At 60.4% G+C, this 23,146-nt stretch carries 20 protein-coding genes; 13 read left to right on the top strand and 7 right to left on the bottom strand.

Translation table 11 applies throughout. The annotated features are described in order from the left end of the window. The first annotated feature begins 31 nt into the window (after nucleotides 1-31). The 8 genes from POI8812_RS12900 (at nucleotide 32) to recN (ending at nucleotide 10,153) form a co-directional block, all read left to right on the top strand. Nucleotides 32-961 (top strand): D-alanine--D-alanine ligase, encoded by a 930-nt coding sequence (locus tag POI8812_RS12900; RefSeq protein WP_108782995.1) that lies wholly within the window; start codon nucleotides 32-34, stop codon nucleotides 959-961. Beyond that, a complete protein-coding gene (locus tag POI8812_RS12895; protein WP_108782994.1) occupies nucleotides 949-1,815 on the top strand; it encodes a cell division protein FtsQ/DivIB in 867 nt (288 codons plus the stop codon). Before POI8812_RS12900 ends, POI8812_RS12895 begins: the two co-directional genes overlap by 13 nt. Before the next feature lie 13 nt (nucleotides 1,816-1,828). Beyond that, nucleotides 1,829-3,169 (top strand): cell division protein FtsA, encoded by a 1,341-nt coding sequence (gene ftsA, locus POI8812_RS12890; RefSeq protein WP_108783232.1) that lies wholly within the window; start codon nucleotides 1,829-1,831, stop codon nucleotides 3,167-3,169. 203 nt (nucleotides 3,170-3,372) lie between these two features. Next, nucleotides 3,373-4,881, top strand: coding sequence for a cell division protein FtsZ (gene ftsZ / locus POI8812_RS12885; RefSeq protein WP_108782993.1), 1,509 nt, complete (start codon nucleotides 3,373-3,375; stop codon nucleotides 4,879-4,881). 289 nt (nucleotides 4,882-5,170) lie between these two features. Continuing rightward, nucleotides 5,171-6,376 (top strand): ammonium transporter, encoded by a 1,206-nt coding sequence (locus POI8812_RS12880; RefSeq protein ID WP_108782992.1) that lies wholly within the window; start codon nucleotides 5,171-5,173, stop codon nucleotides 6,374-6,376. 240 nt (nucleotides 6,377-6,616) lie between these two features. Next, nucleotides 6,617-7,549: a UDP-3-O-acyl-N-acetylglucosamine deacetylase gene (gene lpxC, locus POI8812_RS12875; protein ID WP_281258571.1), complete on the top strand. Its 933-nt coding sequence runs from the start codon at nucleotides 6,617-6,619 to the stop codon at nucleotides 7,547-7,549. 117 nt (nucleotides 7,550-7,666) lie between these two features. Beyond that, complete coding sequence (locus POI8812_RS12870; protein ID WP_108782991.1) at nucleotides 7,667-8,503, top strand: outer membrane protein assembly factor BamD; 837 nt, start codon at nucleotides 7,667-7,669, stop codon at nucleotides 8,501-8,503. Between the two features lie 3 nt (nucleotides 8,504-8,506). Next, nucleotides 8,507-10,153 (top strand): DNA repair protein RecN, encoded by a 1,647-nt coding sequence (gene recN / locus POI8812_RS12865; protein WP_108782990.1) that lies wholly within the window; start codon nucleotides 8,507-8,509, stop codon nucleotides 10,151-10,153. A gap of 57 nt (nucleotides 10,154-10,210) precedes the next feature. Here the strand turns inward: recN and POI8812_RS12860 are convergent, their stop codons facing one another. The 4 genes from POI8812_RS12860 to POI8812_RS12845 form a co-directional block, all read right to left on the bottom strand. Further along, nucleotides 10,211-10,534 carry a hypothetical protein gene (locus POI8812_RS12860; RefSeq protein WP_108782989.1) on the bottom strand — a complete coding sequence of 108 codons (324 nt, stop codon included), beginning with the start codon at nucleotides 10,532-10,534 and terminating at the stop codon, nucleotides 10,211-10,213. 3 nt (nucleotides 10,535-10,537) lie between these two features. After that, complete coding sequence (locus POI8812_RS12855; RefSeq protein WP_108782988.1) at nucleotides 10,538-11,761, bottom strand: LL-diaminopimelate aminotransferase; 1,224 nt, start codon at nucleotides 11,759-11,761, stop codon at nucleotides 10,538-10,540. Nucleotides 11,762-11,871: 110 nt separating this feature from the next. Then, nucleotides 11,872-12,627: a TerC family protein gene (locus tag POI8812_RS12850; RefSeq protein ID WP_108782987.1), complete on the bottom strand. Its 756-nt coding sequence runs from the start codon at nucleotides 12,625-12,627 to the stop codon at nucleotides 11,872-11,874. A gap of 71 nt (nucleotides 12,628-12,698) precedes the next feature. After that, nucleotides 12,699-13,028: a hypothetical protein gene (locus POI8812_RS12845; RefSeq protein ID WP_146186171.1), complete on the bottom strand. Its 330-nt coding sequence runs from the start codon at nucleotides 13,026-13,028 to the stop codon at nucleotides 12,699-12,701. Nucleotides 13,029-13,111: 83 nt separating this feature from the next. On the opposite strand from POI8812_RS12845, the gene POI8812_RS12840 reads away from it, so the two are divergent. Together POI8812_RS12840 and POI8812_RS12835 are read left to right on the top strand one after the other, a co-directional pair. Beyond that, nucleotides 13,112-14,917, top strand: coding sequence for a PHA/PHB synthase family protein (locus tag POI8812_RS12840; protein ID WP_146186170.1), 1,806 nt, complete (start codon nucleotides 13,112-13,114; stop codon nucleotides 14,915-14,917). A 154-nt stretch (nucleotides 14,918-15,071) separates the two neighbouring features. Next, nucleotides 15,072-15,950, top strand: coding sequence for a 1-acyl-sn-glycerol-3-phosphate acyltransferase (locus POI8812_RS12835; protein WP_108782984.1), 879 nt, complete (start codon nucleotides 15,072-15,074; stop codon nucleotides 15,948-15,950). Between the two features lie 3 nt (nucleotides 15,951-15,953). Here POI8812_RS12835 and POI8812_RS12830 read toward each other — a convergent pair whose 3' ends face one another. After that, a complete protein-coding gene (locus POI8812_RS12830) occupies nucleotides 15,954-16,538 on the bottom strand; it encodes an FMN-dependent NADH-azoreductase (RefSeq protein ID WP_108783230.1) in 585 nt (194 codons plus the stop codon). 225 nt (nucleotides 16,539-16,763) lie between these two features. On the opposite strand from POI8812_RS12830, the gene POI8812_RS12825 reads away from it, so the two are divergent. The 3 genes from POI8812_RS12825 to POI8812_RS12815 all read left to right on the top strand — a co-directional run bounded on the left by POI8812_RS12825 (nucleotide 16,764) and on the right by POI8812_RS12815 (nucleotide 20,585). After that, complete coding sequence (locus POI8812_RS12825; RefSeq protein WP_108782983.1) at nucleotides 16,764-17,249, top strand: (2Fe-2S)-binding protein; 486 nt, start codon at nucleotides 16,764-16,766, stop codon at nucleotides 17,247-17,249. Nucleotides 17,250-17,345: 96 nt separating this feature from the next. After that, nucleotides 17,346-19,715: a xanthine dehydrogenase family protein molybdopterin-binding subunit gene (locus POI8812_RS12820; protein WP_108782982.1), complete on the top strand. Its 2,370-nt coding sequence runs from the start codon at nucleotides 17,346-17,348 to the stop codon at nucleotides 19,713-19,715. Nucleotides 19,716-19,796: 81 nt separating this feature from the next. Beyond that, nucleotides 19,797-20,585: an FAD binding domain-containing protein gene (locus POI8812_RS12815; protein WP_108782981.1), complete on the top strand. Its 789-nt coding sequence runs from the start codon at nucleotides 19,797-19,799 to the stop codon at nucleotides 20,583-20,585. A 96-nt stretch (nucleotides 20,586-20,681) separates the two neighbouring features. Here POI8812_RS12815 and POI8812_RS12810 read toward each other — a convergent pair whose 3' ends face one another. Next, a complete protein-coding gene (locus POI8812_RS12810; protein ID WP_108782980.1) occupies nucleotides 20,682-22,586 on the bottom strand; it encodes a vWA domain-containing protein in 1,905 nt (634 codons plus the stop codon). Further along, on the bottom strand, nucleotides 22,583-23,119 hold the full coding sequence (locus POI8812_RS12805; RefSeq protein ID WP_245895389.1) for an RNA polymerase sigma factor: 537 nt from the start codon (nucleotides 23,117-23,119) through the stop codon (nucleotides 22,583-22,585). The genes POI8812_RS12810 and POI8812_RS12805 overlap by 4 nt, the downstream gene beginning before the upstream one ends. Nucleotides 23,120-23,146: the final 27 nt, after the last annotated feature.

Here is a 23,146-nt window from a genome sequence, read left to right as displayed (position 1 = left end):
AACATACGGGGCGCACACCAGTGAGGCGGGCATGTCGAGCAGTGGACAGCCCCGAATCGCGGTTTTACTTGGCGGCCCGTCAGCGGAACGAGAGGTTTCGCTGGTGTCCGGTCGGCTATGTGCAGCCGCGCTGCGGGATGAAGGATTCGAAGTGACGGAGATCGACGCAGGCGAAAGCCTTGTTGATGATCTGCGTGCAGCAAACCCCGATGTCGTGTTCAATGCACTCCATGGCCGATGGGGTGAAGATGGGTGCGTTCAGGGGCTGCTCGAATGGATGCGCATCCCCTACACCCATTCGGGTGTGCTTGCCTCATCGCTTGCCATGGACAAGTTGCGGACCAAGGCTGCCTACCGGACGGCGGGCTTGCCGGTCGTTCCCGATTTGCGTGCTACAAAGGCCGAAGTCAGTGCCGCGCATCCGATGGAGCCACCTTATGTGGTGAAACCCTACAACGAGGGTTCATCCGTTGGCATCTACATCGTACAGGAGCGTGCCAACGGGCCTGCTCAGGTATCCGATGACATGCCGGATGCGCTGATGGTTGAAGAATATGTGCCCGGGCGGGAACTGACCGTCTCTGTGCTCGACCGTGGTGCGGGGCCACGGGCCCTCTATGTGACCGACATTGTCAGCAATACCGGATGGTATGATTACGAGGCCAAATATGGCGATGGCGGCTCCAGCCATGTCGTGCCCGCTGACCTGCCTGAAGAGATCACGGCTCTCTGCCTCGACTACGCAGAGCGTGCGCATGCGGTCTTGGGGTGCCGTGGATTATCGCGCACGGATTTGCGTTGGGATGAGACGCGCGGGCGCGATGGCCTGTTCCTGTTGGAGACGAATACGCAGCCGGGCATGACGCCTACATCGCTGACGCCCGAACAGGCAGAGCATGCCGGGATCAGCTTTGGAGCGTTGTGCCGTTTGTTGGTTGAGGATGCATCATGCGACCGGTAAGGCGCGAATACGCGCCCTCCAAGCATAATTACACGTTGCAGCGCCTCTGGCTGACGCGCGGCGTGCGCATCGGGGTGACACGTGTGCTGCCGATGTTGATCCTGATTGGCGGCCTGATCGGGGCGGTGCTCTATCCGCCACATCTGGCCTGGATCAAGGCGCAAGCCGGTGCGGCCCGTACCGCCGTCGTCGAATTGCCCGAGCTGATGATCAATGACGTCGAAATCACGGGGCTGACGGATGCGCAGCTGCGCGATGCCGTTCATGTACTGGCTTTGAGCTGGCCTGTTTCTTCCGTCGAGGTCGACTTGCGCGCCGCGCGCGACCGGGTGGAGGCATTGGCGCCCGTTGCCTCGGCAGAGTTGACTGTCGGATCTGATCGCGTGCTGCGTGTGGATGTCACCCCACGTCAGGCGGTGGCTGTCTGGCGCAGCGAGGACGGGCTGTTCCTGATTGATGCGCTCGGCGTAAAGATCGGGCGCCTCGACCAGCGGCTCGCACGGGCGGATCTGCCATTTTTGCTGGATGCAGGCGCAGATGATCACGTGGTTGAGGCCGTCGCATTGGCCGAGGCCGCGGGTCCGTTGACAGAGCGGATCGTCGCGCTTGTCCGTGTGGGTGAGCGACGCTGGGACATCATGCTCGATCGTGGTCAACGTATCCGGCTTCCGGAAGAGCGGCCCGTTGATGCATTGCTCCATGTGCTGGCTCTGCAATTGAGCGAGGATGTGTTGGAGCGGGACGTGGTCGATATGGACATGCGGGATCGAGACCGGCCGACGGTGAGGATCAGCGAGAACGCTGTGCGCGAGATGCGCCGCCTGCGGCAGTTGATGCGCGGTGAGGATGCGTAAGGGAGCGATGGGTATGCAGGGCAATCTCTATCTGGGCCAGCGAGCCATGCGTGAGCGCCGGGAAGCCGCGCTCAAAAAGGGCATTGTTGCGATCGTCGATCTGGGGACGGACAAGATCAACTGTATGATCGTAGCGACCGATGCGACCCTGATGCGCGCGCCGCGCGTTGACGGGATTGGGCGGCTCGATGGCCACGCGGGGATGAAGGTGATCGGTGCGGCCAACACGATGTCACGCGGCATCGAGTATGGTGAAATCGTCGAAATGGATGAGGTGGAACGCGGCCTGCGGACCGTCGTGCAGACGGCGCAGAAAATGGCTGATGTGCGCGTTGACCATGTGATTGCCTGTTTCTCTGGCGGGCGTCCGCGCTCGTACGGGCTGCTGGGCGAGGCGAAAGTCACCCATGGTGAGGTGACCGAAGCGGATGTGGGGGAGGCCTTGGATCAGGCAGAAGTCCCCCCCTACGGCGCAGGGCGCGAGGTCATTCATGCGTTGCCAGTGAACTATACCCTCGATGCGCGTACGGGCCTGTCCGATCCACGTGGTCTGACCGGCAATGCGTTGAGTGTCGACATGCATATGATGACGGTCAGCACCGCGACGGTGCAGAACCTGATGACGGTGTGCCGTCGCTGCTCGCTTGAACTGTCGGGTGTTGTGCATTCCAGCTATGCCGCCGGCCTTTCGGCCATGACCGAAGATGAACTGGAACTGGGAGGGGCGTGCATTGACATGGGCGCAGGCTCGACCGGGATTTCCGTTTTCATGAAACGGCAGATGATCTTTGCGGATTCCATTCCCTTTGGTGGCGCGCAGGTCACGAATGACATTTGTCAGGGGCTCATCGTGTCGACCGCGCATGCGGAGCGGATCAAGACGTTCCATGGTGGACTGGTGGCCACATCAGCGGATGATCGCGACCTGTTGGAAATTCCGCGAGACCCCAATGACGACGATGCCGGTCGGCGCACGGTGAGCCGGGCGGAGTTGATCGGCATTATGCGTCCGCGATTGGAAGAAACGCTGGAGGCCGTCCGCGACAGTCTGGATGCGGCTAGCTTTGATCACATGCCCGGACGGCGCATCGTGCTGACGGGTGGTGCCTCTCTGGTGCCGGGGATGGAAGAGGTCGCAGGGCGCATCCTGGGGCGGCAGGTGCGTCTTGGTCGTCCGTTGCGCATTCCGGGGCTACCGGGGGCGCAGACGGTGGCCCAGTTTTCCGCCTCTGTCGGCATGGGGCTTTACCTCGCCCGTCCACAGGATGAATGCTGGGACTACGAGGTTCCGGCGGATCGTTCTGGTGCGCAACGTTTCCGCAAGGCGCTGCGCTGGTTTCGCGAAAGCTGGTGACATTCACAGCTCGGCGGCTTCCCGCCGAGCGACGTGAAAAGAACCAATTCCGACCCATAAATTGCCACAAAGCGCAAGAGTTAACCAATTCTTCCGTGACCGACTCTCCCCTTTGCGTTACCTTAACGAATCAGTAGGGAGCTCCGGTCAACGAGGGCCCCGCTGTTGGTAGAGCGGATAAAAAAGCACAGGCGGAACACACCATGAGTCTGAATCTTCGGATGCCCGAACAGACCGAGTTGAAGCCCCGCATCCTCGTCTTCGGGGTTGGCGGCGCAGGCGGCAACGCGGTCAACAACATGATCGACAAAGAGCTGGAAGGCGCGGAATTCGTTGTTGCGAATACCGACGCGCAGGCGTTGAGCCAGACCAATGCGGGTCGCGCGATCCAGATGGGATCGAAGGTCACCGAAGGTCTTGGCGCCGGGGCGAAGCCTCAGGTGGGTGCGGCCGCAGCTGAGGAGAGCATTGAGGAGATCGTCGATCACCTTGCAGGCTCCCACATGTGCTTCATTACCGCAGGTATGGGCGGCGGCACCGGTACGGGCGGAGCGCCCAAGATTGCGGAAGCCGCGCGCGAAATGGGAATTCTGACAGTTGGTGTGGTGACCAAGCCATTCACCTTCGAAGGCTCCAAGCGCATGAAGCAGGCTGAGGCGGGAATTGCCGAGCTGCAAAAGCACGTGGATACTCTGATCATCATCCCGAACCAGAACCTGTTCCGGCTCGCCAATGAGAAGACGACCTTCACCGAGGCGTTCATGATGGCAGATGATGTTCTGTATCAGGGCGTGAAAGGCGTGACCGACCTGATGGTTCGGCCGGGTCTGATCAACCTCGACTTTGCAGATGTCCGCTCCGTCATGGACGAAATGGGCAAGGCGATGATGGGGACCGGTGAGGCTGAGGGCGAGACCCGCGCGATTGACGCGGCAGAGCGTGCGATTGCCAATCCGCTGCTCGACGAAATCAGCTTGAAGGGCGCGCGCGGCGTTCTGATCAATGTCACCGGCGGTCATGACATGACGTTGTTTGAGCTGGATGAGGCTGCGGGCCGCATCCGCAAAGAAGTTGACGATGACGCCAACATCATTGTGGGCTCCACCATGGATCCGACAATGGAGGGCGTCTTGCGTGTGTCCGTTGTGGCCACGGGCATCGACGTGTCTGATGCCCAAAAGGCGCCAGCGCCGCGCCCGGCGGTTCCAGAGGCTGTTGCTGAAACGCCAGCTGCCCCTGTTGCAGCGCCAGTGACTGAAGCGGCCGAAGAGCCTGCGGCCTTCGTGCCTGCACCCGTTGCAGATGAGGCCAAAGTCGCGCCGACCACCGTTTCTGACTTGCTGTCGCCCGCGCCGGCGCGGGAGCCTGGTGTGCCATCGCCCGATACGATGCAGCGCCTGCAGGCTGCCGTGTCCAAAGTGCCGACCGAAGCGCCCGCGCGTCCCGCGGCCCCGACACCTGCCGCCGAGGCAGAGCCGGAGCGTCGTTCCGGTTTCGGGATCAACAATCTGATTGGCCGCATGACGGGCCAGTCCGAGGCGGCGGCTCCTGCCGCTCCGGCTGAACCCAAGGCTGAACCGGCACCTGCTCCGCGTGCGGAAGCCCCGCGGATGGCACCACGCGTTGTTCCGACCGCGCCACGTACAGCGCCAGAGGGTGATGATCGCCAGAAGATGGAGATACCGGCGTTCTTGCGTCGTCAGGCCAACTGACCTCACCGCCACATTCGTTTACCGACTTTGCGCCCTGTGATCCGTCACAGGGCGTTTTTTGTGCGTGATACCCACCCATCTCACTCTTTGTCATGTGCTGACGATGTAAGCACTGGGTGGTCAAAAGGTGTGCAAATTAACCTGAACGCCTCGTTTTGCGACAGTTTTGTGACGCCAATTCATCTTCAATCTTGAAAAGCTGCCCGGCACCGGGACATTGCGCCGCGTACCAATCGCGTGAAGGGGCCGCAGAGCGCCGTGCACGCCTAGATCAATAAGGGGAATAACCATGAACGGTGCGGATACCGCGTGGATTCTAACTGCAACAGCACTCGTCCTGATGATGACTTTGCCGGGCCTTGCGCTGTTTTATGGCGGCCTTGTCCGCTCTCGTAACGTCTTGAGTGTATTAATGCATTGCATCGCTATCGCGTGCCTCATGTCGGTGCTTTGGCTTGTCGCGGGCTACTCAATTGCCTTTGGCGACGGAAATGCGATCTGGGGTGGGCTGGGCAAAGCGTTCCTGTTGGGCGTTGGTCCTGATGCGCTTTCCGGCACCATTCCCGAAGTTGCGTTCTTTGCCTTCCAGATGACATTCGCAATCATCACGCCCGCACTGATTGTGGGCGCGTATGTCGAACGGATCGGGTTCGGCTTCGTGCTTACCTTTTCGGCACTCTGGATGCTGATCGTTTATGCACCTGTGGCCCATTGGGTCTGGGGTGGCGGCTGGCTGGCGGAGCTGGGTGTCATGGATTTCGCTGGTGGAATCGTCGTCCACGAGACTGCCGGGATTGCCGCACTCGTCCTTGCGGCCATGTTGGGCAGCCGCTCTGCCTTTGGCACACGTGATCTGAAACCGCCGCACCAGCCGGGGATGGTCATGATCGGTGCGTCCCTTCTGTGGGTCGGTTGGTTCGGCTTCAATGGTGGATCGCAGCTGGCGGCTGATGGCGGCGCGGCAATGGCCATCGTCGTGACGCACATCTCTGCGGCTGCCGCGTCCTTGAGCTGGGCCGCCTATGAACGCATCCGCCATGGTAAGGCGAGCATGGTCGGTCTTGTGACCGGGACGATTGCGGGCCTTGCTTCCATCACGCCTGCGTCCGGCTTTGTCGGCCCTATCGGTGCGCTGATCATCGGCCTGGTCGCGGGCGTACTGTGTCAGATTGCGTGTGGTTGGGTGAAGGATCTGTTCAAGATCGACGACACGCTGGATGTGTTCGCTGTCCATGGCCTTGGCGGCATTTTCGGCACGATCATGGCGCCGATCCTCGCGGCGGAAGCCTTGGGTGGCGGCGGCCTTTCCGAGGGGCAGGGCGTCGTGACCCAGCTGATCGGACTGGTATCGGTCGGTGTCTTTACTGTCGTGATGACTGTTGTGCTGATCATGTTGGTCAAGCTCGTCTTCCCGCTGCGGGTCAGCGCCGATGACGAGGTTGAAGGGCTCGATTATGTCCATCACGGTGAGCGGGCCTACGATTTGACAAGCTGATCGGCGGAAATCCGCCGCTCGTGGGCTCCTGCTTTGTTGCAAGCAGGGGCCCTTTTTGTTGAAGTTGTCGATCGAGATCACGAATTTACAAGCGTTAATAGTCGCTTAGGCCAGTGTTTCACTTTGTCACATAAGGACACACAGCTTGATTTGTGCCGGGGCAACGCACCGCGTTATCAAGCGTTAATAGTCAAAGGGCGCAATGTATCTGTGCTCGACTAACGATTTTGAGGTGAACACGTGCAATCCATCTACCAGACGACGCTTAGACGTCCTGTCCGCTTGTCGGGCATTGGTTTGCACATGGGGCGCCCGGCGCGGATTGTCATCAATCCGGCTGGTGCAAATCACGGTATCTGGTTTCGCCGCACCGACTTGAGCGTGCGCGACGCGATGGTTCCTGCGGCGTGGGATGCTGTCAGCGACACCACTATGAACACATGTATCTCGAATGTGGACGGTGTCACGGTTTCCACCATCGAACACCTGATGGCGGCGCTGCAGGGATGCGGTGTGACCAACGCACTTATCGATATCGATGGTCCCGAAGTTCCGATCATGGACGGGTCCTCGGCGCCTTTCGTGAATGCTATTCTGGCAAACGGAATTGTTGAGCAGAACGAAAAGCGGATGGTGCTTCGCATTCTGAAAGAGGTCTCGATCAACGAGGGGGAGGTTCAGGCGAGCCTCGTGCCCTCCGACTTTTTCGAGGTCGACTTTACGATTGAGTTCGATGCGGTCGCCATCGGTCTGCAGACCAAGCGTCTGGCCGTTGTGAACGGTGCGTTTGTCGATGAGATCATGGACAGCCGTACCTTCGTGCGGAATGCAGATGTTGCGGCACTTCGCGAGAACGGGCTCGCCCTTGGTGGTTCGCTGGACAACGCGGTCGTAGTGGATGGTGAGCTTATCCTGAATCCCGAAGGGTTCCGGCATGCTGATGAATGTGTGCGCCACAAGATCCTCGACGCTGTGGGCGATCTTGCCTTGGCGGGCGCCCCGATCATGGGGCGCTATACCGGACAACGGGCCGGACATGGCGTGACCAATCGTTTGTTGCGCAAGCTGTTCAGCACCCCCGGTGCCGTCCGGCTTGAGACATGCACCCCAGCTGATGTTGCTGGTCTGCCGGGTGTGGCGCGTCAGCCAGAGGTCATGCGCCGCTCTGCGTGACGAAACGTTCGCACAAACGGTCATCGTGACGCTTTATCCTGCAAATCGTTATGTGCTATCGCTTGTGCCAGCACGCTGCGGCCGCGCCGCGCAATGATCTAGACAGGACTTTCGGACATGATGCGCCTGACGCGACTTCCCCTCATTCTCGCCACGACAGCGATGCTGTCCGGCTGCGGTTGGTTCAGCAGCGAGGAAGAGGTCGATCCGATCCTGAGTATGTCCGCTCAGCAGATCTTTGAGACGGCGCAAACCCAGCTCGACGAAGGGTCGGAGCGGACGGCCGCGCGCACATTTGCGGAGGTGGAGCGTCTTCATCCCTACTCGCAATGGGCCAAGCGCGCGCTGATCATGTCTGCTTTCGCCTATTATGAAGCGACCGATTTTGAAGAGGCCCGTTCCTCGGCGCAGCGTTTCATCGACTTCTATCCTGCCGATGATGAGGCGGCCTATGCGGCCTATATTATCGCGCTCACATGGTATGATCAGATCAATGATGTTGGTCGGGATCAGGGCAATACGATTGAGGCGCTGCAAGCGCTGCAAACTGTGATGTCCCGCTATCCGGGCAGTGAATATGCCCGCGACGCGGATCTGAAATTTGATCTGGCCCTCGATCACCTCGCCGGAAAAGAGATGGAGATCGGGCGTTACTATCTGGCCCGCGGCCACTACACCGCAGCCATTTCACGCTTCAAGGTCGTGGTTGATGATTTCGACACGACCTCGCACACACCCGAGGCGCTGCACCGCTTGGTGGAATCCTACATGGCGTTGGGTCTGGATGATGAAGCTCTGAAATCCGCATCGGTGCTGGGATATAACTTCCCTGGCTCGGACTGGTACGAGGACAGCTATGCGCTGATCACGTCGGGTGGTCTGGTCAACGCGTCTGAGGCGGAGTCTCTTCTGGACCGGATTTACCGCCAGGTGATCCTGGGCGAGCAGCTTTGATCCATGCTGCTGAGCCTCGCGGTTCGCGACATCATTCTGATTGATCAGCTCGATCTCGATTTCCACTCGGGCCTCAATGTACTGACCGGCGAAACCGGGGCAGGCAAGTCGATCCTGCTTGATGCACTCGGCTTTGCGCTTGGGCACCGGGGTCGTGCCGATCTGGTGCGAACTGGCGCTGCACAGGGTGAGGTGGTCGCGGAATTTGCCCTGACCGAGGACAGTCCGATCCATGAGATTCTGGAGCAGGCCGGTCTCCCCGATGAAGGTGACAGCCTTATCCTGCGGCGCGTGAACTCAAGCGAAGGCCGCAAGACGGCCTATGTGAACGACCGGCGTTGTTCAGGGGAGATCCTGCGCCAGCTCTCCGCCCATCTGGTTGAGATCCATGGGCAGCACGATGACCGGGGCCTTCTCGACCCCAAGGGGCACCGAGCGCTGCTCGACAGCTATGCCGGGGCGGATGTGGAACGCACGGGTGCAGCATGGACCGCGCTGACCCAGGCCCGTCGGGCCCTTAAGGCCGAGCAGGCCCGCATTGAGGCTCTGGCCTCCGATGAGGATTTCATGCGCCATGCCATCGGCGAACTTGATGCTCTGTCTCCTGAGCAGGGGGAGGATGAGGCCCTAGACATTCGACGTCGGCAGATGCAGGCCGCCGAGCGCGTGCGCGAGGATGTCGCAAAGGCGGAGCAAGCCTTGGGCGGGCAGGGGGCCGAGGGGCCTCTGACGGACGCATTGCGCTGGCTCGAAGCGGCTGCGGCACATCTGGAAACGGCCGCCGACGCCCCGGTCGCGGCGATTGAGCGGGCGTTGACGGAGCTGTCAGACGCCCAGAGTGGTGTTGCCGCACTGATAGACAGTCTCGATGCTGATCCGCTTGAGCTGGAACGTGTTGAAGAGCGGCTCTTTGCCATTCGTGCTTTGGCCCGCAAGCATGACGTCTTGCCCGATGCCCTGCCTGAACTGGCCGATCAGTTCCGCTCGAAACTACAGACCATCGACAATGGTGCGGGCCGAATTGCAGAGCTTGAGCAGGCGGTGAATGCGGCGCAGAAATCCTATGATGAGGCGGCCAGTGATTTGCGCGAAGCGCGCATGGCCGCCGCACGAACGCTTGATAAGGCCATGGCGGACGAGCTTGCGCCGCTGAAGATGGAGCGGGCAGTTTTCACCACGCAGTTCGAGGATGCACCCGATGGGCCGGATGGCCGAGATACAGTGACATTCACCGTGGCGACCAATCCCGGCGCCCCGTCTGGGCCGATCAACAAGATCGCAAGTGGCGGCGAGTTGTCCCGTTTCCTTCTCGCGCTGAAGGTCTGTCTGACCACGCGCGCCGATGGTCTGACGATGATCTTTGACGAGATCGATCGTGGCGTGGGTGGCGCAACAGCCGATGCGGTCGGCAGACGGTTGGAGAAGGTGGCCGCCCAGGCGCAGGTCCTCGTCGTGACCCATTCGCCGCAAGTCGCGGCACGCGGCGCACATCACTGGCGCATCGCTAAATCTGTCGAAGCCGGTGTGACCACCACGCGTGTGACACCTTTGGGCGATGATGATCGCACAGAGGAGGTCGCTCGCATGCTGTCAGGGGACACGGTGACGCCAGAGGCACGATCCGCTGCTGAAGCACTTCTGAAAGGCTGAGCGTTCTGCTTAAGCATTTCCTGAATGTGCGGCGCTATTGAGCGCTGCGAAACCGGATCAGGGCTCCATGAAGCCCCAACCGTCAGGCTCGTAGCCGCGCTCGATCGCGATCTTTGTCGCGCGTTCTTCAGCCGTCCAAACGCCGTCCAGTGTCAGCGGTACATCGTCGAGAGAGGCGGCAATCATGCCGTCCTCATGCACCTCAACTTCATAGCCGAACATCTTCAACGCTTTGGCACAGGCCTCTGCATCGGCCCCTGCTACGGGCAGGAATTCCAGATCAAGCGTCACGTTTTGGCCCATGGCCAGATCGCCGCCCGCCTCGATCTCTTTCAACGTGACATCCGTGACGGCCTTTTGATGCTCGAAGTCCCAGCTCATCCGTTACGCTCCCTGATAGTCGGCGAGGATGCGATCGGCGTCGTCCATCACCTTTCTTATGTTGCGCGCAGCCTGTCGGATGCGCTGCTCGTTTTCAACCAGCCCCAGACGGATGTAACCCTCACCATATTCGCCGAAACCGACACCGGGAGATACGGCCACCTCCGCCTCACGCAACAGGATCTTGGAAAACTCCATCGAGCCAAGATGACGGAACTTTTCAGGGACGGGCGCCCAGGCGAACATTGTGGCGGGTGGGGGTGGAACGTCGAGACCCGCGCGACCAAAGCTTTCCACCAATGTGTCCCGGCGGGATCGGTAGATGCCCCGGATTTCGTCAATACAGTCATCGGGGCCGTTCAACGCGGCCGCGGCAGCGACCTGCACGGGGGTGAAAGCGCCGTAGTCGAGATAGGATTTGATCCGCGTCAACGCGCCGATTAGACGCTCATTTCCAACGGCAAAGCCCATGCGCCAGCCGGGCATTGCATAGGTCTTGGACAGCGAGGTGAACTCAACCGAAATGTCCTTTGCGCCCTCAACCTGCAGAAGGGACGGCGGCGGGTTCCCGTCAAAGTAGATCTCGGAATAGGCAAGGTCGGAAAGCAGCCAGAGGTGGTGCTTCTTCGCGAACTTCACAAGATCGCGGTAGAAGTCGAGATCCGTAACCTGCGCCGTTGGGTTGGACGGGAAACTGATGACGACCGCGACAGGTTTGGGTACCGAGTGGGTGACGGCCTGTTCAAGCTGGCGGATATATGCTTCAGGCTCGAACTTTCCATCGACGAGTGTCTGGATATGGCGCAGCGTGCCACCTGCAATCATGAAGCCATAGGGATGGATCGGATAGCTGGGGTTGGGCACCAGCATCACATCACCGGGCGCGGTGATGGCCATTGCGAGGTTGGCGAGCCCTTCCTTCGAACCAAGTGTCGCGATGACCTCGGTCTCCGGGTCAAGTTTCACACCAAAGCGGCGCTCGTAATATCCGGCTTGAGCCTTACGCAGGCCGGGAATGCCCTTCGATGCGGAATAGCGATGAGTGCGCGGCTTGCGTACGGTCTCCACCAGCTTTTCAACAATGTGGGAGGGCGTATCCATGTCTGGGTTGCCCATCCCGAAGTCGATGATGTCCATCCCGTTCGCGCGATACTCTGCCTTCAGTCGGTTCACTTCCGCGAACACGTAAGGTGGCAGGCGCTTGATGCGGTAGAACTCTTCGGACATCGGTTAGGTCTCCCATCGGGATAAAAACGGTGGGTGCGGTTATGCGGTGTGATGCGGCGGGGGGCAATCACAGAAATGACCCCTCCGCCCGCCGAACATGTTGGACCGGCTCAGGCGCTGCCAGAGGCCGCTTTGCGTTTCGCCTTGCGGCGGCGTGCCAGCAGGTTCAGCCCCTCGATCAAAGCGGCGAAGGCCATCGCGGAATAGATGTAGCCTTTGGGGATCTTCACGTGGAAGCCTTCGGCCAACAATGTGGTGCCGATCACCAGCAAGAACCCAAGGGCGAGCATCACGACAGTCGGGTTCGCGTTGACGAAGGTCGAAAGGGGCCCGGCCGCGATCAGCATACAGGTCACGGCGAACACGACGGCAACCACCATGATCTCGATATGCTCCGTCATACCGACGGCGGTGATGATTGAGTCAACCGAGAAGACCAGATCGAGCAACAGGATCTGACTGACGGCCGCGCCCATCGTCATGGTCACGGCCTTGCCGGTCAGCACATCCCCTTCGGGATCAGGATCGACATGGTGGTGAATTTCCTTGGTCGCCTTCCAGATCAGGAAGGTTCCGCCAGCGATCAGGATCAGATCCTTCCAAGAGAAGGTGATGTCAAAGGCGGTGAACACAGGGGCTGTCAGTCCGATGATCCAGGCGATCGCGAAGAGCAGCCCAAGCCGCATGATCAGCGCCATGCCAATTCCGATATTTCGCGCGCGGGCGCGCTGATGTTCGGGCAACTTGTTCGTGATGATTGAGATGAAGAGCAGGTTGTCGATGCCCAGTACCACCTCCATCACGATGAGCGTCAGCAGTGCTGCCCAGTTCGCCGGGTCGGTGAATATCGCAACAATGGCGTCCATCGCGCGGTCCTCCATCTGATATATCTTTGGCGCAACCTAGTTGCGGCTGGCGGATGATCCAGTCGGTGCGCTCAAAGCCCGGCGCGGACGCGCGAAGCCTCGGCGCGCGCAGCAAGGGCTTGGCCTGCCGCGGTCAACGTCTCACCTGTCGCGATCTCGGGCGCGTCCAGCGCATCTGCGGCGGCGCGCTGCGCGTTCGCCCGCGCTGTCAATTCAGCCAGCGCCACGGTCGCCTCGGCCGTATCGATTGGCGTGACCGCAAGCTGGCTCTCGGGGATCAGTGTCGGATATGTGCCGTCGCCGGTGCTTTGCGCGGTTTCTGGCAGATCATAGAGCCCCGCCACCTCTCCGAAGGAACACCCGCCAACTATGACCAACAGGATTAACGGGTATGCACGCATCGATTTCACCAATGGCTGATTTCGGGCTATATAAGCCCTAACGGATCGCGGGAAGCGGGTCGAGGGTGGAAAAGGAGCAGATCGTGAGTGAAGAGACCAATACCGATGTTCAGGACATGATGCGCGAGAGCCAGGAATTCGCGCAGAACATGGCGGCGGTCAGCGAAACCAGTGCGGAAATCTGGAAAAAGATGTTTGAGGCGCAGGCGGCTAAAGCCGACCACGTCGCCCGCCCAGACCCGCTCAACACTCTTCCCACCTTCACCCATTTCGCGCAGGTGCTGGCAAATCATCCACAGGAACTGGCAACCGCGACGATCGCATGGTGGCAGGCGCAATCCGAACTGTGGCAATCGGCCGTCAGCCGCTGGATGGGGGAGCCGACTGAACCACTGGTCGAACCTGGACGCGGGGATAAGCGGTTCAAGCATGAGCAATGGTCGGAAAACGTGCTGTTCGACTATCTCAAGCAATCTTATCTGCTGACCTCCAGCTACATGCAGGGTGCTGCGCATGACATCGGCGATCTAGACCCGCAGGAGCGCAAGAAGGTGGAGTTCTACACACGCACCTTTGTTGAGGCGATGAGCCCGTCCAACTTCTTCGCCCTCAATCCCGAAGTGCTGGAGGCAACAGTTTCGCAAAAGGGTGAAAACCTGGTGCGCGGCCTCAAGATGATGCTCGCGGATCTTGAGCGGGGCAAAGGCGATCTACTGATCCGTCAGACGGACATGGATGCCTTCGAAGTGGGCCGCGACATGGCGGTGACGCCCGGCGCGGTGATCTTTGAAAACAACGTGCTTCAGTTGATCCAATATGCCCCCAAGACCGAGCAGGTCTATGCCAAGCCGCTGCTCTTCATTCCGCCATGGATCAACAAGTACTACGTGCTCGATCTAAATGAGAAGAAAAGCATGATGAAATGGTTGGTGGAGCAGGGCTACACCGTCTTCATCATTTCGTGGGTCAACCCCGATGAGCGGCAGGCCGGTGAGACCTGGGAAAGCTATATGGGTGCAATCTCCGACGCGATTGATGTCGCGTTGAAGGAAACGGGCCAAAAGAAGATCAACCTGGCCTCCTATTGTATTGGCGGCACAATGGTCGGCTCCTTCCTCGCCCATGCGGGCAAGACGGGTGACACACGGATCGCGTCCGCCACACTCTTCACCGCGCAGCTTGATTTCGCGGATGCGGGCGAATTGCAGGTCTTTGTGGATGATCACACCATCGATGCCGTCGATGACGAGATGGAGAAGGGCTATCTGCCTGCGCAGAAGATGGCGTCTGCCTTCAACATGCTCCGCTCTGCCGATCTGATCTGGGGCTACATCATCAACAACTACATGCTGGGCAAGGATCCATTCCCGTTCGATCTGCTCTATTGGAATGCGGACAGCACGGCGATGCCCGCGCGGGTTCATCACTTCTATCTGGAGACGTTCTATCGCGACAACGCTTTCGTAAAAGGCGCGCTGCCGATCCATGGCAACATGCTGGGCCTTGGTGACATCAAGGCGCCTGTTTACCACGTCGCGACCAAGGAAGATCACATCGCACCGGCGCATTCGGTCTATCGCGGAGCGCGGATGATGGAGAATGCCGATGTCCGCTTTGTCGTCGGTGGCTCGGGTCATATTGCGGGCGTCGTCAATCCGCCGGCAGCGGGCAAGTATCAGTATTGGGTGAACGAGGATCTGACCCCCGAAACCCTGCCGGAGTGGATGGAAAAAACCGAAGAAAAGCCGGGAAGCTGGTGGGTCGACTGGGATCAATGGTTGGCAGGGCACTCAGGCCGCAAGGTGAAGCCACGGGTCCCCGGCGCCAAAGCGGGTGTTCTGGAAGACGCACCGGGCAGCTTTGTAAAACTGCGTTTTGATAAGCGCTGATCGGGCTCGAACGGCCAACTTCGTATTCGCTGACTTATGAACGCCGCGGTTGCGTCAATTTGAACGCGCCCGGCGCGGCACCTATCTTACCGTCCAAGCGTTAGACACGCGACCGTCACACAGATGCGATATCTGCACAGCACGGGAGGGTCGGATGAAACACGAGTTGGACACGCTGATCAGGGAGCGGGCCCCGTGGATGTATGGCGGCGGGCCGGTCACCAATGGTGTGCGCGCAGTGCTCCACCGCGTGCTTAGCTATGATCGTGCCCTTGGACTAGGGGAACAACTGCAAGATTTGCCTGCCCCGGCGATCATGGACCGCATCGCAGATCTGATCGCGCGTGACGTGTTCGTCGAGGGTTTGGATGCGATCCCTCAGGACGGACCGGCGATGGTGGTCTGCAATCACCCCACTGGAATTGCAGATGGGATCGTCCTATGGAAACTGCTCGCACGAAAGCGGCCCGATCTGTTTTTCTTTGCTAACGGGGACATTCTGCGTCTTTTGCCGCAATTTGAAACCATGATTGCGCCCGTTGAGTGGCGCGAGGGATTGCGCACGCATGCGAAAAACCGTCAGACGCTGACCTACGCCAAACAGGCCTTCGCCGAAGACCGTTTGGCCGTGATTTTTCCGTCTGGTCGACTGGCCAAGCGAAAGGGGCTCCGTCTGCACGAACGCCCCTGGATGCCATCAGCCGCAATGCTGGCCCGGAAATATGACCTTCCCGTCATCCCACTTAGGATCACCGCCCGAAACTCGGCGCTGTTCTATCTTTTCGATAAAGTGCATCCCACTTTGCGCGATATCACGCTCTTTCATGAGGTGCTCAACAAGGATCGGTTTCGCTTCCATGTCAAAGGCGCGCGTCAAATTGCGGGCAGCGCTCTTCCACCAGATGGAGAGCAGGCCACGCGCGTGTTGTTCAATGCGGTGGCCCGGCTGGCTGACGACAGTGCGGAGCGTGCCATATTCACAGGTGGATCGCTTCAGGCGGCACTGCGCAAGCGCCGCCCGAATTTCGGTTGAACCTTAGGCGGCGACTTTCACCAGCCCGTCAATTTGATCCTTGGCCGCAGCGACTGCGGCCTCTCCGACGACCATCTGGCGATCGGCGGTAATGATCTCGACATCTGCTATGCCGAGAAATCCCAAGACATGACGCAAATGCGGGGTGGCGAAATCAATCGCGCTCAATGCCTCGGTCCCACCTGAAGCAACGACGATATAGGCCTTCTTACCGGTAAGAAGGCCGCGCGGACCCTCTGGGGTATATTCGAATGTGACCCGTGCCCGTGCCACCAGATCGATCCACGCCTTCAGTGCCGCGGGCATGCCGAAATTGTAGACGGGCAAGCCAATCACCAGAGTATCCGCGGCCTGCAATTCTGCGACGAGAGCGTCGGATTGTGCGAGGATCGCCTTTTGCACCTCACTCCGTTCCTCAGCGGGTGTGAAGTTCGCGCCCACCCAGCTCTCATCAATCTGCGGCAAAGCCTCGGCGAGATCGCGCACCGTGATTTCGCCGCCCAGCTTCTCGGCCAAATCGGTTGAGAGGTCGCGGGTGACAGAGCCGTCGCGCCGCGCGCTTGCCTGAATAACAAGGGTATGTGTCATGTCGGTATCCTCGGTTTCGATGAATGACAGTTGGGTCGGCACTGCGCGGGGCACTAGCCGCCAAGCGTGGCGCAAACTGTTTCCAAACTGGAACTTTGGACCACCTGCCGGGATGCCCGGCAAAAAGGGCTTGGCAGATCGCCCTTCGCGCATGACACTGAAATCAACGAGATGGGCCAGCCGGGCCTGTCCGCACGAAACAGCATTTCGGGGAGGATTTGCAAAATGACCAAAGTCTCGATGACCGTGAACGGGAAAGCCGTCAGCGGTGAAGCCGAGGGACGCACCCTTCTGGTGGAGTTCCTGCGCGAAGGGCAGGGCCTGACCGGAACCCATGTCGGATGCGACACATCCCAATGCGGGGCCTGCACCGTTCACGTCAACGGCGAAGCGGTCAAAAGCTGCACCATGTTTGCGGCCGATGCCGAAGGCGCAGAAGTGACGACGATTGAGGGCATGGCCAATGCCGATGGTTCTCTGGGCACGATCCAGCAGGCCTTCCAGGACTATCACGGGCTTCAGTGTGGTTTCTGTACACCCGGTATGGTGATGATCGCGGCCGACCTTCTGAAAAACAATCCGAACCCGACCGAGCATGAGATCCGCGACTATCTCGAAGGCAACATCTGCCGCTGCACCGGCTACCATAATATCGTGAAGGCCATTCAGGCCGCCGCTGGACAATCCGTGCCAGCCGTCGCTGCGGAGTAGTTCCGAAAGACTGAACAAATGCGCGGCTATGGTGCCGCATCGGGGTAGAGCATCGCGTCAGACGGGCCACCCCATCCAATTGGGAGGAATGACAACATGCCGAAGGATAGTGGCATCGGCGCCAGCTCGAAGCGGCGCGAGGACGTCCGGTTTCTGACCGGAAACGGGAAATATACCGACGACATTAACGTGGCTGGCCAGTCTTATGCGCATTTCGTGCGTTCAGACGTGGCGCATGGCCGGATCAACTCCATCGACGTCAGCGCGGCTGAAGCTGCACCTGGCGTGCTCAAGGTTTTTACCGCAGCAGATTTTGCTGAAGTGGGCGGCGTGCCGTGCGGATGGTGTGTGACCGACCGACACGGCAACCCGATGCAGGAACCCAAACATCCGGTTCTGGCCGAGGGCAAGGTGCGCCATGTCGGCGATCCCTATGCGGTTGTCGTGGCCGAAAGCCTGAGCGCGGCCCGCGATGCGGCCGAATTGATCGAAGCGGATATTGAAGAGCTTGAGGCCGTCATCGACATGAAGGCCGCCGTCGCCGATGGCGCGACCAAGGTGCATGACGATCTGACCTCGAACCTCTGCTACGACTGGGGTTTCGTTGAGGAGAACCGCGAGGCGGTGGATGAGGCCATCAAGGGCGCTCATCACGTCACGACGCTGGAGCTGACCAACAATCGCCTCGTCGCCAACCCAATGGAGCCGCGTGTGGCCGTGGGGGAATACGACCCGTGGAAGGACGAGCACACGCTCTACACCACCTCCCAGAATCCGCACGTGATCCGCTTGCTGATGGGCGCATTCGTCCTCGGCATCCCCGAGCACAAGCTGCGCGTCATCGCACCCGATGTGGGTGGCGGCTTCGGCACAAAGATCTTCCATTATGCTGAAGAGGCGTTCTGCACCTTCGCGGCCAAGGCACTCAAGCGCCCGGTCAAGTGGACGTCCAGCCGGTCGGAGGCCTTCATTTCTGACGCGCATGGCCGCGATCACGTGACGAAGATCGAGCTGGCGATGGACGAGGAGGGCAAGTTCCTTGCCCTGCGCACGGACACTTACGCCAATATGGGCGCCTATCTCTCGACCTTTGCCCCGTCTGTGCCCACCTGGCTGCACGGTACGCTGATGGCGGGTAACTACATCACGCCGCTGATCTATGTGAACGTGAAGGCCGTCTTTACCAACACCGTGCCGGTCGATGCCTATCGAGGCGCGGGCCGGCCCGAGGCGACGTTCCAGTTGGAGCGTGTGGTGGACAAGGCCGCGCGCGAGATGGGTATTGATCCGGTGGAGCTGCGCCGCCGCAACTTCATCGACAAGTCGCAATTCCCCTACGCCACGCCTGTCGCGGTGGAATACGACACCGGGGACTACCACGCCACCATGGACAAGCTGTTGGAGATTTCCGACCGCGACGGCTTCGAGGCGCGGAAGGCCGAGAGTGCCGCGCGCGGCAAGCTGCGTGGTTTCGGAGTCGCCCACTACATCGAGGCTTGCGGCATTGCGCCGTCGAACCTCGTGGGTCAACTCGGTGCCCGTGCCGGTCTCTATGAGAGTGCGACGGTCCGCGTGAACGCGACCGGCTCGATTTCCGTCATGACCGGCTCACATTCCCACGGGCAGGGGCATGAAACGTCCTTCGCGCAGGTGGTGGCCGACATGCTGGGCATCGACGAGGCCCAGGTGGATATCGTTCATGGCGATACCGCACGCACCCCGATGGGCATGGGCACCTATGGCTCCCGCTCAATCGCAGTCGGCGGCTCTGCCATGGTCCGCGCGACGGAGAAGATCATCGCAAAGGCCAAGAAGGTCGCCTCCCATCTCATGGAAGCGTCCGAGAGCGATGTGGAGTTCGCCAACGGCCAGTTCACCGTTGCAGGCACCGACAAGTCGGTCGCTTGGGGCGATGTCTGCCTCGCGGCCTATGTGCCCCACAACTACCCGCTCGAAGATATCGAGCCGGGGTTGGAGGAGACGGCCTTCTACGATCCGGCCAACTTCACCTATCCCTCCGGCGGCTATGCCTGTGAAGTGGAGGTGGACCCAGAGACCGGACAGGTCGAAGTGCTCGCCTTCTCGGCGGCCGACGATTTCGGCAACGTCATCAATCCGATGATCGTCGAGGGTCAGGTACATGGCGGCGTGGCGCAGGGTATCGGGCAGGCTCTGCTTGAGAACTGCGTCTATGATGAGAACGGTCAGCTTCTGACCGGGTCCTACATGGATTACGCCATGCCGCGGGCCTATGACGTGCCAATGTTCACGGTCGACCACTCCTGCCAAACTCCCTGCACGCACAATCCGTTGGGTGTGAAAGGCTGTGGTGAGGCTGGGGCCATCGGCTCCCCCCCTGCGATCGTGAACGCTGTCATCGACGCGCTTTCGGGCCACGGTGTCGAGCATATCGACATGCCGCTGTCGCCCCAGCGCGTCTGGGCGGCGATGCACGGCAAGGGCTGAGGCCATGTTCCTCCCCCGTTGCCCGGGGGAGGGAATAAAGATGAGAGGTCTCGCAAGAGGCCAACCGACAGGAGACATGAAATGTATGCATTCGATCTTGTGAAGCCGGGCACTGTGGCAGAGGCCGCCTCGGCTCTCGCTGGTGGAGAGGCTCAGGCGCTGGGCGGGGGGCAGACGCTGATCCCCACGCTTAAACAGCGCCTCGCTGATCCGGGCACGCTTGTGAGCCTCAGCCATATCGATGAGATGAAATATGTCCGTGAGAGTGGCGGCACCGTCGAAATCGGCGGTGGCACCACCCACGCGATGGTCGCGAAAGCTGTGGCCGACATCTATCCGGGTCTCGCCGACCTGGCAGGACGGATCGGGGATCCCTCTGTGCGCAATCGGGGCACAATCGGCGGCAGCCTTGCCAATAATGATCCGTCCGCGTGCTATCCCGCAGGCGCGCTCGGGTCCGGGGCGACCATCATCACCGACAAGCGCGAGATTGCGGCGGATGATTACTTCCAGGGCATGTTCACCACGGCCCTCGATGAAGGCGAGATCGTCACCGGCGTGCGCTTCCCCATCCCGGAGAAGGCGCATTATTCGAAGATGCCCCAACCCGCATCCCGCTTCCCGTTGGTCGCGGTCTATGTTGCGAAATTCGCCGATGGCGTCCGTGTCGCGGTGACCGGCGCGTCCGAGGACGGCGTGTTCCGTTGGACCGAGGCGGAAGAGGCACTGGGCGCCAACTTCTCTACCGATGCGCTTGGTGGTTTGTCCGCGTCCGAAGATGGCATGATCGCCGATATTCATGGGACGGCGGCCTATCGCGCCCATTTGATCGGTGTGATGACAAAGCGGGCTGTCGCGGAAATGAGCTGATCTGTCTTCGCCTCCGGCGGGGATATTTTGACCAAGAAGAAGCGGGGCGCCGGTCACTTCCGGCGCCCCGCTTTCGTTCGTCTGGGCCGGCTTGCCCTATTGCAGATTGTCTAGGGTCTGAACGGTTCGCATCAACTGCACAAACTCGGACCGTGCCCCCATCAAATCCTCGCCGCGCGTCGCGTTGGCAAGGGCGATCGCATCGTCATAGGTCCAGTCGCCCGTCCAGCTCTGGCCGCTGAGCAAGGCACCTGAACCGGCAACCGCCGCGGCAAAGGCAACCTCGCCCTCAAGACCAGCATCGGCACCCGGCAGGACGGGCGTTGAGATCAGGCGGCTCTCCGCCTCGCCGGGCAGCTTGTAGCGTAATTGGACAAAGGCCAGTTCGTCAGATGTCGATACAGGCCCAGCACCATCGCCATAGCGCAGCGGACCAGTCAGCCGGGCTGCGCTGTCCGCTGGGGTGATTTCATAAAGCGCTGTCACCGCATGCCCTGCACCGATCTCTCCGGCATCCACACGGTCATTGTTGAAATCCTCCCGCGCAAGGGCCCGGGTTTCGTACCCGATCAGGCGGTATTCCGCGACCGTGGCCGGATTGAATTCCACCTGCACTTTGACGTCCTGCGCGATGGTGATCAGCGCACCCGCCGCCCGGTCGACAAGCACCCGTCGCGCCTCTGCCACACTGTCGATATAGGCGGCAATGCCGTTGCCGTTCTGTGCCAGTGTTTGCATCAGCGCATCGTTGTAATTTCCCTGCCCGAAGCCGAGCACTGAGAGGTCCGTCCCACCTTCCCGCGCACGGGCAATATAGTCTTCCAGCGCATCCGTCCCGCTGATCCCGACATTGAAATCACCGTCGGTGGCGAGGATCACCCGCGCGCCCTCACCATCCCCCCGCATCTGATCGGCTAATTTGTACGCTTCGGTCAGCCCGGCATGACCGGCGGTCGATCCACCCGCACGCAGGCGGGTCAGCGCCGCTTCAATGCTGGCCAGATCGGTGACGGAGGTGGGGTTCAGCGCGATCCCGGCTGATCCTGCATAGGTCACGATTGCGACCTCATCCTCTGGCTCCAATGTGTCCAGCAACAGGCGGAACGACTGGATCAACAATGGCAGTTTATCCGCCTCTTGCATGGAGCCGGACGTATCGATCAGGAAGACGAGGTTCAGCGGTGCACGCTCCTGCACGGCAGGCACGGCGCCCTGCAACGCGATATGCAAAAGCCTGGTGTCGGAATTCCAAGGTGTCGGTGCGACGGAGATATGAGTGGCGAAGGGCTCATCCCCTGTTGGTCCGGGATAGGCATAGTCAAAATAGTTCACCAGTTCTTCGATCCGAACCGATGCCGGATCGGGCAAACGCCCATTCATCAGGGATTGACGCATCCAACTATAGGAGGCCGTATCCACATCGACAGAGAAGGTCGAAACGGGGTTCTCGCTGACAATCTGAAGCCCGCCGCGTTCAAACGAAGCGAACTGATCGCGCCCTGTTTCCGATAGAGATTGGGGAATGGGTGCGATCTGTGCCCGCTCGCTGATCGCACCCGTCATCGCACGCGACATCGGTGCCGGTGCCAATTCGACCATCGGCTCCTCCATCAGCAGATCCGGCGCGATCGCGGCGTCGCTCTCAAATTCCAACCGTTCTTGCGGCACCGGCGGGCTCACCTGTCGTGTGAGGCTGGGTTGCAACGGATCATTTGGCAGCAGGATCAGTGCCATGGCAGTTGCGCACAAGCCTCCGGTGGCGATCATGGCGGGACGGGTGGTCAATCGATCAATCATTGCTTTCGCTCCTTGGATCAGATCGAAGCGTGACGTGCTTCTGATCATAGGACGCGGCGCAGACGGTGTTTCTTGGCCAGCTTGCGAGAATTCTTCGTCAAACCGGGTCAAAGCCGCCGCATGAGCTGACGCCAAAGCATCCGCCGACGGGGCAGGTGCCTGGGACTGGAGCTCTTCCAGAACTGTGTCGAGCGGATCGGTCATGTCTCTTCCTCAGTCCTGTGAATGTCGCGCAGAAGGGTGCGTGCGCGGTTCATGCGCCAGCTCACCGTGCCCTCGCTGATATCAAGCACCTTTGCGGCCTCTGCGTGGCTGACCCCCTCAGTGATCAAAGCGAGTGTTTCGCGTAAATCATCTGGCAACTGGCGCATGGCAGCTGTCAGCCAAGCCGCCCGATCGGCTTGGGTCGCCTGTTCGCCTGCTGCGGCCCGAACGGCCTCTCCCCAGCCGACAGCGGCCTTGGCATAAGTGGCTTCGCGGCGCAGATGATCGCGTGCTGCGTTCACGGCGAGCATGTGCAGCCACGTTGTGAATTTGCCTTCGCCGCGCCAGGTTTGCAGCTTGGCCGGCAGTCCCACACAAACGTCCTGCGCGATATCCTCTGCCGCAGCGGTCGTGCCGGTGATGCGCCAGGCCAGGCGAAACACCATTGGGTGATGTCGCGAAATCAGCGCCGAAAAGGCCGCACGGTCCCCCGAGGCGGCGGCAAGCGCCAAGGCTTTATCATCTGCATCCATTCTCATCCTGACCATGAGACGCAAGTG

Source organism: Pontivivens insulae, from assembly GCF_900302495.1.
Taxonomy (GTDB): domain Bacteria; phylum Pseudomonadota; class Alphaproteobacteria; order Rhodobacterales; family Rhodobacteraceae; genus Pontivivens; species Pontivivens insulae.
The sequence above is the reverse complement of the archived record's forward strand: the minus strand, read 5'-3'. Positions and strand labels throughout refer to the sequence as shown.